Origin of the sequence: Sphingomonas sp. TF3 (assembly GCF_003985085.1) — a bacterium.
Lineage (GTDB): Bacteria > Pseudomonadota > Alphaproteobacteria > Sphingomonadales > Sphingomonadaceae > Sphingomonas.
The window spans coordinates 1-16,200 of the sequence record NZ_RWKS01000005.1 but is presented as its reverse complement, the minus strand read 5'-3'; the positions used below and the strand labels follow the sequence as shown (position 1 = coordinate 16,200).

At 65.6% G+C, this 16,200-nt stretch carries 14 protein-coding genes; 8 read left to right on the top strand and 6 right to left on the bottom strand.

Going from position 1 to position 16,200, the window contains the following annotated elements:
* Positions 1–44 precede the first annotated feature (44 nt).
* Together EJC47_RS05390 and EJC47_RS05385 are read left to right on the top strand one after the other, a co-directional pair.
* Positions 45–923, top strand: a complete 879-nt coding sequence (locus EJC47_RS05390) for an aldose 1-epimerase family protein (protein WP_126845827.1) — start codon at positions 45–47, stop codon at positions 921–923.
* A 17-nt stretch (positions 924–940) separates the two neighbouring features.
* On the top strand, positions 941–2,527 hold the full coding sequence (locus EJC47_RS05385; protein ID WP_126846161.1) for a peptide chain release factor 3: 1,587 nt from the start codon (positions 941–943) through the stop codon (positions 2,525–2,527).
* Here the strand turns inward: EJC47_RS05385 and EJC47_RS05380 are convergent.
* Both EJC47_RS05380 and EJC47_RS05375 read right to left on the bottom strand, forming a co-directional pair.
* Positions 2,524–4,308, bottom strand: a complete 1,785-nt coding sequence (locus EJC47_RS05380; protein WP_126845825.1) for a sulfatase-like hydrolase/transferase — start codon at positions 4,306–4,308, stop codon at positions 2,524–2,526. The genes EJC47_RS05385 and EJC47_RS05380 overlap by 4 nt on opposite strands.
* The gene (locus EJC47_RS05375; protein WP_126845823.1) at positions 4,305–5,387 is read right to left on the bottom strand and encodes an MBL fold metallo-hydrolase; all 1,083 of its coding nucleotides are present in this window, start codon (positions 5,385–5,387) and stop codon (positions 4,305–4,307) included. The genes EJC47_RS05380 and EJC47_RS05375 overlap by 4 nt, the downstream gene beginning before the upstream one ends.
* A 141-nt stretch (positions 5,388–5,528) precedes the next feature.
* Between EJC47_RS05375 and EJC47_RS05370 the strand changes: the two genes are divergently transcribed.
* Positions 5,529–6,134: a TetR/AcrR family transcriptional regulator gene (locus tag EJC47_RS05370; RefSeq protein ID WP_260591481.1), complete on the top strand. Its 606-nt coding sequence runs from the start codon at positions 5,529–5,531 to the stop codon at positions 6,132–6,134.
* A 21-nt stretch (positions 6,135–6,155) separates the two neighbouring features.
* On the opposite strand, the gene EJC47_RS05365 is transcribed toward EJC47_RS05370, so the two are convergent.
* The 3 genes from EJC47_RS05365 to cydD all read right to left on the bottom strand — a co-directional run bounded on the left by EJC47_RS05365 (position 6,156) and on the right by cydD (position 10,388).
* The gene (locus EJC47_RS05365) at positions 6,156–6,953 is read right to left on the bottom strand and encodes a formylglycine-generating enzyme family protein (RefSeq protein ID WP_260591480.1); all 798 of its coding nucleotides are present in this window, start codon (positions 6,951–6,953) and stop codon (positions 6,156–6,158) included.
* A gap of 151 nt (positions 6,954–7,104) precedes the next feature.
* Entirely contained in the window at positions 7,105–8,727 is a 1,623-nt protein-coding gene (locus EJC47_RS05360; RefSeq protein WP_126845821.1) for an ATP-binding cassette domain-containing protein, read from the bottom strand.
* Entirely contained in the window at positions 8,724–10,388 is a 1,665-nt protein-coding gene (gene cydD / locus EJC47_RS05355) for a thiol reductant ABC exporter subunit CydD (protein ID WP_126845819.1), read from the bottom strand. Before cydD ends, EJC47_RS05360 begins: the two co-directional genes overlap by 4 nt.
* 137 nt (positions 10,389–10,525) lie before the next feature.
* Here cydD and EJC47_RS05350 point away from each other — a divergent pair, with 137 nt between their 5' ends.
* From EJC47_RS05350 to EJC47_RS05330, 5 genes are all read left to right on the top strand, one after another.
* Entirely contained in the window at positions 10,526–12,097 is a 1,572-nt protein-coding gene (locus EJC47_RS05350; RefSeq protein WP_126845817.1) for a cytochrome ubiquinol oxidase subunit I, read from the top strand.
* A gap of 11 nt (positions 12,098–12,108) precedes the next feature.
* A complete protein-coding gene (gene cydB / locus EJC47_RS05345; RefSeq protein ID WP_033965554.1) occupies positions 12,109–13,257 on the top strand; it encodes a cytochrome d ubiquinol oxidase subunit II in 1,149 nt (382 codons plus the stop codon).
* Positions 13,258–13,274: 17 nt separating this feature from the next.
* Positions 13,275–13,379, top strand: a complete 105-nt coding sequence (gene cydX / locus EJC47_RS05340) for a cytochrome bd-I oxidase subunit CydX (protein WP_010405986.1) — start codon at positions 13,275–13,277, stop codon at positions 13,377–13,379.
* Positions 13,380–13,666: 287 nt separating this feature from the next.
* Positions 13,667–15,004, top strand: coding sequence for an oxygen-independent coproporphyrinogen III oxidase (hemN, locus tag EJC47_RS05335; protein ID WP_126846155.1), 1,338 nt, complete (start codon positions 13,667–13,669; stop codon positions 15,002–15,004).
* 77 nt (positions 15,005–15,081) lie between these two features.
* Complete coding sequence (locus EJC47_RS05330; RefSeq protein WP_033965544.1) at positions 15,082–15,885, top strand: universal stress protein; 804 nt, start codon at positions 15,082–15,084, stop codon at positions 15,883–15,885.
* Positions 15,886–15,945: 60 nt separating this feature from the next.
* Here EJC47_RS05330 and EJC47_RS05325 read toward each other — a convergent pair.
* A partial coding sequence (locus tag EJC47_RS05325; RefSeq protein WP_312845336.1) for an OmpW/AlkL family protein occupies positions 15,946–16,200 on the bottom strand: 255 nt, incomplete at its 5' end.

Here is a 16,200-nt window from a genome sequence, read left to right as displayed (position 1 = left end):
GCCTTCGCCGGGGTGGTCGTGGTTTTTATTGGAGGATCGACGCTATGCCCCAACCCAACCTGATCACCATCGCCACCGCGCAGCTCTCCGCCGCGATCAACCCGTTCGGTGCGGAACTCACCCACCTGCGCGATGCCGACGGCCGCGAACTGATGACCGATGCCGACCCCGCTTTCTGGACCGGCCACGCGCCCTTGCTCTTCCCGGTCGTCGGGCGGCTCAACGGCGACGTGCTGCGCGTTAACGGCGCGGCCTATCCGATGAAGCAGCACGGCTTCGCCCGCCGCAGCCTGTTCACGCTGGTGGAGCAAAGCACGACGCACGCGGTCTTTCTGCTTCAGGACAGCGCCGAGACCCGCGCGGTCTATCCCTTCGCCTTTGCACTCCGCGTCACCTACACGATCACCGACGCGACGCTCGAGATCGCAGTGGCGATCGAAAACCGCAGCGAGTCCCCCCTGCCCGCCAGCTTCGGCTTCCACCCCGCCTTCGCCTGGCCCCTGCCATATGGCCTGCCCCGCGCCGACCACCGCATCGTCTTCGCCGAGGATGAACCCGACCCTTTGCGCGAACTCGTCGGCAGCGCGATTTCCAGCGGCCGCCGCCCCTCCCCGCTGCAAGGGCGAACCCTCGCCCTCGACGACGCGCTGTTCACCCAGGACGCGCTGATCTGGGACCCAGTCCATTCGCAAAGCGTCCGTTATGGTGCCTCGACCGGCCCGCAACTCCGCGTTGATTTCCCCGACACGCCGATGCTCGGCATCTGGACCAAACCTGGTGCCGCCTTCGTCTGTATCGAGCCATGGCACGGCATCGCCGACCCCGAGGGCTTCACCGGCGACATCCGTGAGAAACCCGGCATCGTCACCATCGCACCGGCTGCGACATGGCGCTGCGCGATGCAGGTGACGTTGGAGGCCTGAAGCGCTACAGCGCGGCGATGAATCACACCTCCGACCGCCGCACCTTCGCGATCATTTCCCACCCCGACGCCGGCAAGACCACGCTGACCGAAAAGCTGTTGCTGTTCGGCGGCGCGATTCATTTGGCGGGCGAGGTCAAGGCGCGCGGGCAAAACCGGCGTGCGCGCTCCGACTGGATGAAGATCGAGCAGCAGCGCGGCATCTCGGTCACGTCCTCGGTGATGACCTTCGAGCGCGAGATCGAGGGGATGGGCGGCCTCACCTTCAACTTGCTCGATACGCCGGGCCACGAAGACTTTTCGGAAGATACCTATCGCACGCTGACCGCGGTCGATTCGGCGGTGATGGTGATCGACGCCGCGCGCGGTATCGAAGCGCAGACGCGCAAATTGTTCGAGGTCTGCCGTTTGCGCTCGGTGCCGATCATCACCTTCGTCAACAAGGTCGATCGCGAGGGACGCCCGCCGTTCGAATTGCTCGATGAAGTTGCCGAAATGCTCCAGCTCGATGTCACGCCGATGAGCTGGCCGGTCGGCATGGGCAGCGATTTTGAAGGCATTTACGATTTCCACGCCAATGCGCTGAGCCAGCCCGAGGGGCCGAGCCGCGAATTCATGGGCAAGGCGACGCGCTTCACCGGGCTCGACGATCCCGCGCTGGAAGGCGTGCTGAGCGCAAACGGCCTCGCGACGCTGCGCGACGAGGCCGAGCTCGCGCTTGGCGGCTATGGTGCCTTCGATGTCGAGGCGTATCGCGCGGGCGACCAGACCCCGGTCTATTTCGGCTCGGCATTGAAGGACTTTGGCGTCGCCGAGCTGATCGACGCGCTCGGTCGCCATGCGCCCGGCCCACGCCCGCAACCCGCAGAGCCCGCCCAAGTGCTGCCTGAGCGCGCCGATGTCACCGGGTTCGTGTTCAAGGTCCAGGCCAATATGGACCCCAACCACCGCGACCGCATCGCCTTCATGCGGCTGTGTTCGGGCACCTTCAAGCGCGGCATGAAGCTGACGCCGACCGGCCACGGCAAGCCGATCGCGATCCATTCGCCGATCCTGTTCTTCGCGCGCGAACGCGAACTGGCGGATGAGGCGTTTCCGGGCGACATCATCGGCATTCCCAACCACGGCACCTTGCGGGTGGGGGATACGCTGTCCGAACGCGCCGATGTGCGCTTCACGGGGCTCCCCAATTTCGCGCCGGAAATCCTGCGCCGCGTTGCGCTGAAGGATCCGACCAAGACCAAGCAGTTGCGCAAGGCATTGGACGACATGGCCGAAGAGGGCGTGACCCAGGTCTTCTATCCTGAGATCGGCTCGAACTGGATCATCGGCGTGGTCGGGCAGCTCCAGCTCGAAGTGCTGCTGAGCCGGCTCGAGGCCGAATATAAGGTCGATGCCGGGCTCGAAATGGCTCCTTATGATACCGCGCGTTGGGTGTCCGCAGCCGATCCGGCCGACCTCAAGGCGTTCATGGACTTGAATCGCACCTCCATGGCGAAGGATCGCGACGGCAATCCCGTGTACCTTGCGAAGACGGCCTGGGACGTCAGCTATGTCGCGGACCGCTATCCCAAGGTCACCTTCGCCGCGACACGCGAGCGCTAGCGCGCTTTGATCGCGGCACGGCGACGTCGACGCCAAAGTACGACGCCGACTGCCAACGCCGCCGCCGCGACCCCCAGCACCGCCGGGAGGAGCCTGGGCAACCAATACCGAAGGGCATTGTCGCTGATCTGCTGGTCGGCGGTGTAACCGGCGGGCATTGGCAGCACCTGATCGCGCCGGGCAAAGGCGTCGTAATCGCGGCGCATGCCGATGAAACGATCGGGTTGCTCGATCGACAGATCGTGTGTCTCGCCGGGATCGTGCATGATGTCGAACAGCTGCCAGCGACCGTCGCCGAGCGGCGGCAGGTTCTTGACGAGCTTATAGTCGCCGCGGAACAACGCCGCATTGCCCGATAGCTCATAGCCAAGCGGCGTATCGCCATGCACATTGGTGCGTCGGCCCAGCAGCATATCAGCCAGGCTGAACCCAACCATCGGCTCCACCGCCCGCCCGGCAAAGTGCCCGGTCTGCGCGGGCACCCCGGCCAGCGCAAGCAAGGTGGGCGCAATATCGGTAACATGCGTGAAGCCGCCAACGATCGTGCCGCTGCGCATCGCAGGATTACCGGGCCAGCTCACGATCAGCGGCACGCGCAAGCCACCTTCTCCGGCCGAAAACTTGTAGCCCGCAAGCGGCGCGGCGGCGGCACTTGCCCAATTCGGCCCAATCGCGGTTAATGTGCCGCGCTCGCCCTGATGCTCGGGCGTAAAGTCGCGCAGCATCCCGAGCACCAGCCGGTTGAGCAGCCGCCCGCGCGGGTCGGTCGGTTCCGGGCCATTGTCGGACAGGAACACGAAGATCGTATTGTCATACGCACCCGTCGCCTTCAGATGATCGATCAAACGCCCGATCTCATGATCGGCCGCCTCCGCCATCCCGCCATAAGCCGCCATCGCCCGGGCCGCCGCATGGCGTTGATCGGGCGACAACCGGTTCCAGTCGGCGGTCGAGCGCATCACCGCCGCGCGCGTTTCCGGTGGAACCAGCCCCATGGCGATTGCCCGCGCCTGCCGCGCCGCGCGCAACGCGCGCCAACCGCCATCATAGGCATGGGCATAGCGCGCTATATACGCGTCGGGCGCTTGCACCGGAATGTGATTGGCCAGGAAATTGACCGAGGCGAAGAACGGCTTGCCCGATCCCCGCCCGGCATCGATGTAGCGCAGCATCGTATCGACGATGAAGGTCGAGGAATAAAACGGACTGGGCAAGGTCGCGGGCTTGCCGTCCTCGGTCCAGTCGGCCTTGTCATACAATCCGGCGAGCGGCTTTTGCTCGAAATTGTCGGCTCCGGCGTCGGCCAGCGAATAGGCGTGATCGTAGCCGCGCGCGGTCGGCAGCCCGTCGCTCGCCTTGCCCAAATGCCATTTGCCAGTGAGATAGGTGCGATAGCCCGCCTGGTGCAGCACCTCCGCCAACGTCACGACATGGTGGTTGAGCACGGTGTCATAGCCCGGTTTTCCGACATGCTCGGGCGGGATCGTCTCGGGCATGTTGCCAAGCCCGGCGCGGTGGTTGCTGATGCCGGTCTGCAGCATCGCCCGGGTTGGCGCACACGATCCGGCGACGTGAAAGTTGGCGAAACGCACGCCGTGCGCGGCGAGCGCGTCGATATTGGGGGTGTGGATCTCGCTGCCGAAGCTGCCAATGTCCGTATAGCCCCAATCGTCCGCCACCAGCAGGACGATATTGGGGCGGGGCGCGGGCGGAGCACCCACGGCGGGAAGCGGCATCAAGGCCAGCGCCATCGCCAGCCTTTTTTGGACCGCGCGCGTCACTCGAGCCTGCTTTGTGAGATGGTGGTCGTGCCGGCGGGCAGGCTAAACAGCATCCCGTCCTCGCCCACGGTGATCGGCCCCGCGAAATGGTGCGCGGAGTCCCCCAGAAACGCCGGATAGGCGAAGCGCAGGGGCAGTGGCGGCACGATATGATTGAGCACAAGCCGCTTTACCCCGGCGGCTTTCGCAGCATCCGCAGCCTGCTCGGGTGTCGTGTGATAGTTGCGAATATCGCGCGTGACTTGCGCCAGATTGTAGCGATGGTTCCGCTCAAGCGCGGCGGTCAACAAGCCGACCAGCCGCGGCTGCAAGGCCTCATGGACCAGCAGGTCGGCTCCCTTGGCCGCCGCAACCAGCGATGCGCTTGGCCCCGTATCCCCGCTGAATACAACCGAACGGCCTTTATAGTCGAAGCGATAGCCGACCGCCGGGCGAACCGGGCCATGATCGACGCAGAAGGCGGTAACCCGCAGCCCATCATGTGCGAACACGACCTCGGGCGCATCGGGCTTGGGCATGGCGAACGGAATCGCCACCGCACCTGCGCCGCTCGGGGGTGCGACGCCGGCACCATGATGCGCGGTGCGATACCGTGAGTCGGTCGCATAGGCCGCATCGAATCCCGCCACTACCGCCTCCACTCCGACCGGACCGTGCACCGGTAGCGGGGACGTGGCGGAGCTCGCGATCCAGCTTTGCAACATCAACGGACCGAGTCCGTCGATATGATCCGAATGGAAATGCGTCAGGAACAGCCCCTCAATTCGCCCGATCGGCAAACCCATCCCAACGATCGTGCGTGCGCCGCCTTCGCCGATATCGACCACGAAAAGGTGCTTCCCCGCGATCACCACCGAACATGGCCCCGCCCGGGTCGGATCGGGCAAAGGCGAACCCGTTCCGCACAACGCGACATGCAGTCCATCCGGCAATGTCTCGGTACCGTCTCGCCCCACCCGCGCATCGACAATCCACGCCAGCATGGCGGTCGCGATTTGCCGCTGGAAGAGGCTGACCAGCGTCATCCCGACAAGCCCGATCAGGGCAATGGCCAACGCCCACTTCCCGTATTTGCGCATTCGGCCACCCTCCTCCCTTGGGCGTATGTCGTTGCGGTTGAGCCTGCGACAAAATTATGACACATTCAATGCCACATTGGGAGGACAATAGACCGAGGTGGATCAGAGGGATAAGCGCACCACGTGGATATGAAGCGCAGTATGACGCCGGTCTCTGGACCAAAAGACAACTCAGCAGCCGACGGGCGCCGTGCGCGCAGTGAAAACAGCCGCGCCAAGATCGTCGCCGCGATGCTCCATCTCGTCGGCAAAGGCGATATCGCCCCGAGCGCTGCGCGCGTCGCCGAAACCGCCGGTGTCGGCTTGCGGTCTGTGTTCCGGCACTTTGCCGATATGGACACGCTCTACAGCGAAATGTCCCAGGTCATCGAAGCACAGGTCTTGCCGATGGCGCTCAAACCCTTGACGGGGGCGAGCTGGCGCGACCGGCTGCTGGAAATCACTCAACGTCGCGCGCTCGTCTTCGAGGCAATCCTGCCCTTCCGTATCTCGGCCAATATCAAACGCTTCCAGTCGGAATTCCTGATGCAGGATTATCGCCGGATGCTGCGGCTGGAGCGCAGCTCGCTCGAAGCGGTCCTGCCGCCGCACATCCTTGCCGACACCACGCTCGTCGATGCACTCAATGTCCCGCTCAGCTTTCAGACGTGGCGCTTGTTGCGGCACGACCAGGAATTGACCATTGCCGAGGCCCGCGCCGTGGTGGTGCGGCTTATCGAAGCGGTCCTCGCGCGTATCGAAGACTAGCGCGCCAGCGGCAGCCTTTGCTTAATGCGGCGGCGCGCGGCGATTATCGACCAGCCGTACCCCGATATGATCGGTGCCAAGTCCCAGTTCCTGAAACTGTCGCGCCGCCGGGCGATAGCGCGCGCAGTAATTGGCGGCGCAGAGATAGGACCCACCCTTGATCACGCGCCGGTCGCCTTCAGGGCCGGCAACCCCGCTGGTCCATTCCCACACATTGCCGATCATGTCGTACAGGCCATAGCCGTTGGCAGGGAAGCATCCGACCGGCGCGCGACCGCGATAGCCATCGATGCCAAGATCGCGGGCCGGGAACACGCCTTGATAGTAATTGGCGGTCGGCGTGCCGTGCGCGTCGATCGGTTCGGGCAAAGCGGGTTGGCCACCCCGCGCGGCATATTCCCATTGCGCTTCGGTCGGCAACGCCTTGCCCGCCCAGCGCGCATAGGCCTCGGCATCTTCATAGGCGATCTGGACGACGGGAGTCGTACCCTTGCCGACGATCGATTCGTTCGGGCCCGCCGGATGTTGCCACGTCGCCCCCACCACCCACCGCCACCAGCGCGGATCGTCGCCGGACGGGACCGCGAACACCGCCGACCCCGGGACCCGCATCTCGGGCGGCGCGCCCGGCAGAACCGGCGGTCTCCGTTCCGCCATCGTGCGATAGCCGGTCGCCCTCACGAAGGTGGCGAATTCGGCGTTGGTCAGCTCATGCGTGTCGATCCAGAAGCCGGGCACGGTAACGGTGCGTGGCGGTCCTTCTTCAGGATAATGCGGATCTTCCCCCTGGACGAAGCGCCCCGCCGGAATCCAGCGCATCGCTCCGGGCGCGAACGTGGCACACGCCTGTTGAACGGGCGCGCCCGCTGGAGCCCGCGAGCAGGCGCTCATCGCCAACAGCCCAACAATCGCCAACCACCGCAATCTCATCGGGTCATCGATCCCCTCCAACCGACACCCTAGCGAGATTTCAGCCGACGAACAGCACGCCCCTATGGTCTGAAACCGCGGTCCGCGAAGCTGGCATAATTTCACCATCCAGCGCCAGCGCCGGTGTCAGCGGCGCATGGCTCACGATCAGCAGCCCCTGCCCGCGCCGCCGCAACCGATCGTCCAACCGCTCGAGAACGATCCGTGCGGTGACGGAGTCGAGGCCCTCGGTCGGCTCGTCCAGCAGCAGCCACGGCGCGGGCTTGAGATACGCCCGCGCAAGCGCCAACCGCCGCCGTTCACCGCCGGACAGACTCGCCCCATTGTCGCCGATCCAGCTATCCAGCCCCTGCGGCATGGCGCGCACCCGCTCCGCAAAGGCGGCATCCTCCAGCGCTTCCCACAACGCCGCATCCGGCGCATCGGCCTGCGCCAGCAACAGCATGTCGCGCACCGTCCCCGCCAGCAGTGCCGCATCCTGCGGCAGCCACGCGAACGACGCTCGCAACGTGGTCGCGGGCAGCAAAGCGATATCGACCCCGCCCAGCGCCACTTCGCCCGCGATCGGGGTACGCAGCCCGACCAACCGTTCGACCAGGCTGGTCTTGCCGCTACCTGACACCCCCCGCAGCGCAATCCGCGCTGGCGGCGCAATCGGCGTACCGCGAAGGATCAGGTCTGGTTTCAGCGCGACCGTTGGTACGGTGGTCCGGGGGGCGTCCTCGAGCAACGCGCCGAGCCGAGCATAAGCGGCGTGCGCGGCGCGCGCTTGCGTCACTTGCCGGATCGCGGGTGCCAGGCCGTCAAGCGCCATCGCCGCCGCCAGCGCGGCCAAGGCAGCGATCGCCGCCCCTTGGGGTGCCGCCAAGACCAGCGCCAACGCCGCCCCGCCCCCGATCGCAACCGGCGACGCCACCTCGATCCACGCACGCACATCGCTGTCGCGCCGTTGGGCGGCGGCGAGTGCGGTGCCGCCGTCGACAATGCGCGCCACGGCCCAATCTTCCAGCGCATAACAGCGCAGCTCGGCCGCGCCCTCGACCAGAGCGGCGGTCTGGGCCTTCAGCCGTTCCGCCTCGCGCAACAGCGCACTTCCGCTGGCCTCGAGCTCGCGCGACACCGTCCAGATCGCCGCGTACAGCAGGGCCGCGACCAGCGCGACGGCGACGACCGGAAGCGGGCCGGCGAGCGCGATCAAGGCTCCGCCCGACAGGATCGCCACAGCCCCGCCGACTGTACCCGATCGCAGCACCAGCGCCGTTTCGATCGCACTCGCATCCTGCACCAAACGGGTGGAGGCTTCCCCGGTCGACAGGCTCAGCGCGCGCGCCACCGGTGTCGCAGCGAGCGCGGCGAACAGCGCCGGGCGCACCCGCGCAATCGCCGACAGGGCCGCATCATGGCTGGCGAGCCTTTCGCCATAGCGCGCACCGGTCCGCACGATCGCAAACAGCCGGATCGCGGCACTGGGCAGCATGTAATTAAACGCCAGCGCCGTCCCGGCCCCCGCCGCGAGCGACGCCGCCGTGAGGAACCACCCCGATAAAGCGAGCAGCGCGACCGAGGCGACCGCCACCAAGGCAGCACACAGAACGGCGCGGCGAACCGCTTGTCGTTCGGTGCGTGGACGGTCGGCCAGCAAATCTTTCAACGTGCCGTTCACGCAACACCCCCGAGATCGACGATGCGATCAGCAAGTGCGGCCAGCGCGGCGCTGTGCGTCGCGATAATAACCGTGCGCCCGACGCAGGCACGCGCAAGGACGGCGATCAGCGCGGCCTCGGCGGCGTGGTCAAGATAGGCGGTCGGCTCGTCCAGCAGCAGGAGCGGCGCGTCCTTCAGCAGCGCGCGCGCCACCCCGATGCGACGGCGCTCGCCGCCCGACAAGCCGCCACCGCGATGATCGAGCCGCTCCTCGAGCCCACCGACGCGCCGCGCCAGGGCATCCTCCAGCCCGACCGCCGCCGCCACCGCCGCGACCTCGGCGGGTGCCGCATCCGCGCGTCCCAGCCGGATATTGTCGGCAATCGACCCCGCGAGCATGAGCGGAGCCTGCCCCGCCCAGGCCGCGAAAGGGGCGACGCTGCCGATCTCCAGAAGCGGCTTGCCATCGATGGTAACCTGACCCTCCTGCGCCGGAACCAGCCCAAGCAACAGGTGCAGCAAACTGCTTTTGCCGCTTCCCGAGGGCCCGACCAGCGCGACGATCTCGCCCGGCCGAATATCGATCGACAAGTCGCCGACCGCATCGCGTTCCTCCCCCGGGTAACGAATGGTGATGTGGTCGAACGCGATCGCCGGGGCCGCCACCACCGCAAGACCTTCCCTGACAGGCGGCATGGCCGCCGCATCGAGCGCGGCCAGCCGTGCACTGGCGGTCTCGGCCACCTGTCGGTCGTGATAGGCAGCAGCGAGGCGGCGCATCGGCGCGTAAAATTCCGGGGCCAGCGCCAGCACGAAGAATGCGCGCACCAAATCGAGCTGTTCGGGAGCATGAAAGGGCAACTGCCCAAGCAAAGCAAACCCGGCATAGACCGCGACCAACGCCACCGACAGCGCGGCGAAAAATTCCAGCGACGCCGAGGACAGGAAGGCGACGCGCAGCACCCGCATCGTCCGCGCCGCAACCTCCCGTGCGACATGTCCGAGGCGCTCGGCCTCGCGGGATTCGCCGTGAAAGGCGAGAATCACCGGCAAGCCGCGGACTCGATCGGCGAACAGGCCAGACAGGCGCGACAGCGCATCGAATTGTCGCCGCGACTGGTCCGCTGCCGCCCCGCCTGCAAGGATCATCGCCCCGATGAAAGGTATCAGCGTGCCAAGCAGGATCAGTGCCGCTACCGGACTGGCGAACGCGATTGCCCCCAGCACGATCATCGGTGCGATCGCCGCCGCGCGCCGCGCAGGCAGGAAACGGGCGATGTAGCCGTCAATCGCCTCGACCTCATCGACCACCGCACCGAGCAGCGCGCCTACCGACCCGCTTCCGGCCGGTCGACGCAGCGCCGCCCGCGCAGCGGTCCGCCGCAGCGTGGATTTGGCAATCGCCGCCGCGCCGCTCCCCAGCCTAAGCGATCCCCACAGACACGCCGCGCGGGCGAAACCTGCCAGCCCCATCAGCAGCGCCCAGGGCCATGCCGGCAGACCGCGCGCAACTGCGGCGACACCCCCTGCGACTCCGGCGGCAAACAAAATCGCCGCAACGGCGTCCCCCAGCAGACACACGCTCGATCCGCGGGCACGGTTGCCTGCCGCAGCGGCCAAAGCGGGGCCCGGCAATACGCGTCGCGCTCCAGCGCGGGCTTGTACGATAGGTGCGGCCATAACGCCGCCTATACGCCCGGCAGTAGCGTCTCGAATACGTACTAATCCCAATACTCTGCTAAACATCATTCCGGTTGAAGGCCCGGCGTCGGTGCCGGGAGGCTGCGCCGTCGACCGGCGATGATGGAGTTACACGCATGGATATTGGTGTCGTCGATCTGTCGCGGCTGCAATTCGCGCTAACCGCCCTGTATCATTTTCTGTTCGTGCCGCTGACGCTCGGCATGAGCTTCATGCTCGTCATCATGGAAGCGATCTATGTGATGACGGGGCGCGCGATCTGGCGCGAAATCACGCGGTTCTGGGGAAAGATCTTCGGGATCAACTTCGTTCTCGGCGTCGCCACCGGACTGACCATGGAGTTCGAATTCGGCACCAACTGGTCGTATTTCTCGCATTATGTCGGCGACATTTTCGGCGCGCCGCTCGCGATCGAAGGACTGATGGCCTTCTTCCTTGAAGCAACCTTCGTCGGATTGATGTTCTTTGGCTGGGATCGTTTGTCGAAACTGGGGCATCTGGCGGTGACCTTCATGGTCGCGGTTGGGACCAATTTTTCGGCGCTGTGGATTCTTGTCGCCAATGGCTGGATGCAAAATCCGGTGGGCTCGGCCTTCAACCCCGATACGATGCGGATGGAAGTGACCGACTTTGGCGCAGTGCTGTTCAACCCCGTAGCCCAGGCAAAGTTCGTCCACACCGTAAGCGCTGGCTATGTCGCCGCCTCGCTCGTCGTGCTGGGCGTATCGTCTTTTTATCTTCTGCGCGGGAAGTGGACCGCCGTCGCGCGGCGCTCCTTCGTCGTCGCGGCGGCGTTCGGACTGGCGTCGTCGCTGTCGGTGGTCGTGCTTGGCGACGAGAGCGGCTACACGCTCACCGACAACCAGAAGATGAAGCTCGCCGCGATCGAGGCGGAATGGCACACCGAGCCGGCACCGGCAGGGATCACACTGTTCGGCTTGCCCGACATCGCCACCCGCACCACGCGCTATGCCGTCAAGGTCCCGTGGGTGCTCGGTCTGATCGCGACCCGCAGCGTCGACAAGGAAGTCACCGGCATGTCCGAGCTGGTGCTGAAGGCGCAGGAGCGGATCGAATCGGGGGTGATCGCCTATCGCGCGCTCGACGTGCTGAAGCGCAACCCGACCGATCGCGCGGCGCGCACCGTGTTCGAGGCACACCGCAACAACCTTGGCTACGCCTTGTTGTTGAAGGCGCATATCGCGGATCCCGGCAAAGCCAGCCCCGCGCTGATCGCATCAACCGCGTGGGACGTCGTGCCAAGCGTGCCGGTGATGTTCTGGACGTTCCGTATCATGGCCGGAATCGGCTTCCTGATGATCGCGCTGTTCGCCACCGCCTTCCTCCTCGCGAGCCTGCGCCTGCACATGAAGGCGCGCTGGTTCCAGCGCATCGCGCTCTGGGCGATCCCGCTGCCCTGGATTGCGATCGAACTGGGCTGGGTGACCGCCGAGCTCGGCCGTCAGCCCTGGGCGATTGACGGTGTCCTGCCGACCTTCCTCGCCAATTCCACGCTGACCCCGGCGATGCTGTGGACGACGATCATCGGTTTCACCGCGCTGTACGGAACGCTGGCGGTGATCGAGGTACGCCTGATCCTGGCGACCATCGCGCACGGGCCGGTCGAAGATCCGCTCGAAGCCGCGCCGCACCCCACCGACGCGCCCGCCCTGGCCCCCGCTGCCTGAGGAGCATGATGATGCATCTATTGTTCGACTATGAAACCTTGCGCCTGATCTGGTGGGCGCTGCTAGGGGTGTTGCTAATCGGCTTTGCGCTGACCGACGGGTTCGACCTTGGCGTTGCCGCATTGCTGCCCTTCGTCGCGCGAACCGATGGCGAACGTCGCCTGACGATCAACACCGTCGCGCCGACCTGGGAAGGCAACCAAGTGTGGTTCATCCTCGGCGGCGGGGCGATCTTCGCCGCCTGGCCGTATGTCTATGCGATCAGCTTCTCGGGCTTTTACCTTGCGATGTTTCTGGTGCTGGCCGCGCTGATCCTGCGCCCGGTGGGGTTCAAATATCGGTCGAAACGGCCAGGGCGCGCCTGGCGCAGCGGCTGGGACTGGGCGTTGTTCGTTGGCGGCTTCGTTCCTGCTCTGGTGTTCGGCGTCGCGGTCGGCAATGTCCTGCAAGGCGCGCCGTTCCGCATCGATAGCGACATGCGCGCCAGCTATGAAGGCGGTTTGCTCGGCCTGTTCACGCCGTTCACGCTTCTTTGCGGGTTGTTGTCGGTGGCAATGCTGGTGCTGCATGGCAGCGCATGGCTGGCGATGAAGGTCGAGCGCGGTGCCGTGCAAGACCGGGCTCGCCTGTATGGCACGGGTGCCGCTATCGCCTCGATCGTGCTGTTCGCGCTTGGCGGACTGTTCGTCGCGCGCGGCGGCATGGGTTTCGAGCTGACCTCCGCAGTCGATCCGAGCGGCCCTTCCAACCCGCTACGCTCAACCTCGGTCGCGTCCGGCGGCGCGTGGCTTAACAATTATGCGGCGCATCCGTGGATGCTGGTGGCACCTGTGCTGGGCTTTGTCGGCGCGGCGCTGGCGCTGGTCGGCATTCGCGCCAAGAGCGAGCCTGCGGCCTTTGCCGGATCCACACTGTCGGCCGCCGGTATCATCGCGACGGTCGGATTGTCGATGTTTCCCTTCATCCTGCCATCGAGCATCGACGCGCATTCGAGCCTGACGGTGTGGAACGCCTCATCGAGCGAATCGACGCTGTTCCTGATGGTGATCGTGACGGTCGTCTTCCTGCCGATCGTGCTCGCCTACACCGCCTGGGCGTACCGCGTGATGTTCGGCCGGGTGAGCGAGCGCGCGATCGCCGCCAGCCATGACTTCTACTAAGAAAAGGACCGCGATCGATGTGGTATTTCACTTGGGTTCTCGGCCTCGGCCTCGCTGTCGGCTTCGGCATCCTCAATGGCTTGTGGCATGAATTCCACTTGCCCGACGATGGCGACGCCTGACCAAAAAGGCCGCTGCGGCAGGGGTACCGCAGCGGCCAGGAGGGAGGGTCGAATGACTATTCGGTGCCGGGGGGCGGGTTCGGATCGCGATCGCTGACCGAAGCGAACAGCATCACCGCCATGAAGCAGGCCGTTGCCCCAACCACGAGGCCCAGAAACCAAGTGTCCGACAGCATCGCGCTCTCCCGTTTTTAATGATCCAGCACGCGATCTACGGCGCTGAAGCGGCGCTTTCCTTGATTGCCGTCAAATCCCGAAGGGCATTGCCGATGCACGCTGCCGCCATCATGCACCGCTATTATCCCGATCTGGCCGGACGCACCGTCCCACGCTATACCAGCTACCCGACGGCAGCGGCGTTCAAGCCGCTGCCCGATGCGCACGCTGCCGCCCTTGCCAGTGTCGCCGACGACACACCGGTCTCGCTTTACCTGCACATCCCCTATTGCCATGAAATCTGCTGGTATTGCGGGTGCAACACCGGTGCGCTTGGCCGCCCGGCACGAATGGACAGCTATCTCGCCGCGCTTGAGGGAGAGATCGCGCGCGTTGGCAGTATGCTCCGCGCGCCGGTCGGATCTGTGCATTTCGGCGGCGGCAGCCCCAATGCCATGTCGCCAACCGCCTTTCTCGCGCTCAGCGCGACCTTGCGGCGGCATTTCGCGATCGCCGCCGATGCCGAATGGGCGGTCGAGATCGACCCCCGGCACTTCACACAAGAAACGGCGCAGAGCTATGCAGCGGCGGGGGTGTCGCGCCTCAGCATCGGCGCGCAGACCTTTTCGCCCCAGGTCCAGGCCAGGATCGGGCGGCTGCAGCCATGGCGTCAGATTGCCCAGACAATGGCCGACGCGCGCCGTGCAGGGATCGCCCGGTTCAACCTCGATCTGATGTACGGCCTGCCCGGCCAGACGCTCGACGATATCGCGGCAACGCTCTCTGCGGCCTTTCTGCTCGCACCCGATCGGGTGGCGATGTTCGGTTACGCGCATATGCCGCAGCTCCTGCCGCGACAGCGCCGGATCGATGATACACTCCTTCCTGATGCCGAAGCGCGCTTCTGGCAAAGCGCACTGGCGCATGACTTGCTGATCGAGGCAGGGTTCGAGGCGATCGGCTTCGATCACTTCGCGCGCCCCGAAGATTCGCTCGCCCGCGCCGCGCGCGACGGCACGCTGCGCCGCAATTTTCAGGGTTTCACCGACGATCGCGCAACCACGTTGATCGGCCTTGGAGCCTCCGCGATCAGCCAGTTTGACGGGCTGTTCCTGCAAAATGAGAAGCATGTCGGCAGCTATCGGGTGGGAGCCGCCAACGGGTTGCTGATGGGATCGCGCGGCTTGCTGCGCACGCCCGAGGACCGCATGCGCGGGGCGTTGATTGAGCGGCTGCTCTGCACCGGTCGCGTCGATGTTGCGGAGGTCGCCGCCGAACACGGCCAAAGCAGTCGCGCCGTAATTGGGGACATGGACCGGCTGGCAGAGTTCGCCGAACGCGGCCTCGTCCTGACGCGGGGCACGACCGTAACGATCAGCCCGGTGGGTCGGCCCTATGCGCGTCTCGTCGCTTCGGCGTTCGACACCGCGCTGCAGGCGCGTGAAGCGCGTTTCAGCACTGCGGTGTGAGCGGTCCGTAAAGCTACGCATTGTTCGAAGATCGGGATCGCCCAATCCTGGCTGCTCTCAATGCGAGGAGCCGACCGATGAAAAGCATCCTGCTGCTGGTACACGATGATTCGGGACAGGAAGGGCGCCTGCAAGTGGCGCTGGACCTGACTCGCGGCCTGCGGGGCCATCTCACCTGTCTCGACGTATCGATCGCCCCGGAGGTGATGGACGATTACGTATCGCTGGGTGGCGCTGCGCTGTTGATGGAAGACGAGCGCGCGGCCGAAGCCCGCAACCGCAAACGGATCGAACCGCGCCTGGCGCATGAGGACGTGCCATGGGACTGGATCGACGTCGCCGGCAACCTCGGTGATCAGGTGGTGCGGGCGGCGCGGCTCAGCGACATCATCGTGGTCAGCGAAAAACTCCCCAATTTCGCGACGCACGACATGGCGAACTTGCCGGGCGAACTGCTGATCCGCACCAATCGGCCAATTCTGGCGGTGCCCGAAGACGCCACCGGCCTTGATCTCACCGGCACTGCGGTGGTCGCATGGGATGGTTCTCCGGAAGCGGAAGCCGCGCTCCGCGCCGCCGTCCCGCTGTTGCAGCTCGCCAAATCGGTAACGTTGCTCGAAATCGACGACGGCTCGGTTGCGCTGCCCGCAGGCGACGCCGCTACTTACCTGTCGCGGCATGGCGTCAAACCGGTGGTCAGCACGCTGGCCGCGGGCGGCAATAGCGCGAGCACGGTGATCCTGAACGAAATCGGCAATCAGGCAGCGGACTATCTGGTGATGGGCGGGTTCGGCCATGCGCGCCTGACCGAGGCCTTGTTCGGCGGGGTTACGCGGCGGATGCTGGCAGAATGCCCGGTGCCGACGCTGCTCGCGCATTGACCAACAAAAACCCCGGGTCGCACTGGCGGCCCGGGGGGATTGGAGGCGGGGGATTTAGATTTAGAGGCGGAAGCCCAAGCCCACGCCGAACACCAACGGATCGATATCGATCCGCGCGGTGTTGATCGCGCCGCCAGTGTTGAGCCGCGCAGTGGTCTTCATCCCGATATATTTGACGTCGAGGTTCAAGAACACTTTTTTGGTGATGTCGATATCGGTGCCGGCCTGCAGCGCATAGCCCACGCTGTCATTCATATGGACGCTGGTCGGCCCGATCGCCTTGACCAGTTCGTCGCTGGCCTTGGTCGAATAATA

Bases quoted from the DNA above. Each gene is read 5' to 3' on its own strand.
- EJC47_RS05390 (WP_126845827.1), top strand. From the start codon at position 45: ATGCCCCAACCCAACCTGATCACCATCGCCACCGCGCAGCTCTCCGCC.
- EJC47_RS05385 (WP_126846161.1), top strand. From the start codon at position 941: ATGAATCACACCTCCGACCGCCGCACCTTCGCGATCATTTCCCACCCC.
- EJC47_RS05375 (WP_126845823.1), bottom strand. From the start codon at position 5,387: ATGCGCAAATACGGGAAGTGGGCGTTGGCCATTGCCCTGATCGGGCTT.
- EJC47_RS05370 (WP_260591481.1), top strand. From the start codon at position 5,529: ATGACGCCGGTCTCTGGACCAAAAGACAACTCAGCAGCCGACGGGCGC.
- EJC47_RS05365 (WP_260591480.1), bottom strand. From the start codon at position 6,953: ATGCGCTGGATTCCGGCGGGGCGCTTCGTCCAGGGGGAAGATCCGCAT.
- cydD (WP_126845819.1), bottom strand. From the start codon at position 10,388: ATGGCCGCACCTATCGTACAAGCCCGCGCTGGAGCGCGACGCGTATTG.
- EJC47_RS05350 (WP_126845817.1), top strand. From the start codon at position 10,526: ATGGATATTGGTGTCGTCGATCTGTCGCGGCTGCAATTCGCGCTAACC.
- cydB (WP_033965554.1), top strand. From the start codon at position 12,109: ATGCATCTATTGTTCGACTATGAAACCTTGCGCCTGATCTGGTGGGCG.
- cydX (WP_010405986.1), top strand. From the start codon at position 13,275: ATGTGGTATTTCACTTGGGTTCTCGGCCTCGGCCTCGCTGTCGGCTTC.
- hemN (WP_126846155.1), top strand. From the start codon at position 13,667: ATGCACCGCTATTATCCCGATCTGGCCGGACGCACCGTCCCACGCTAT.
- EJC47_RS05330 (WP_033965544.1), top strand. From the start codon at position 15,082: ATGAAAAGCATCCTGCTGCTGGTACACGATGATTCGGGACAGGAAGGG.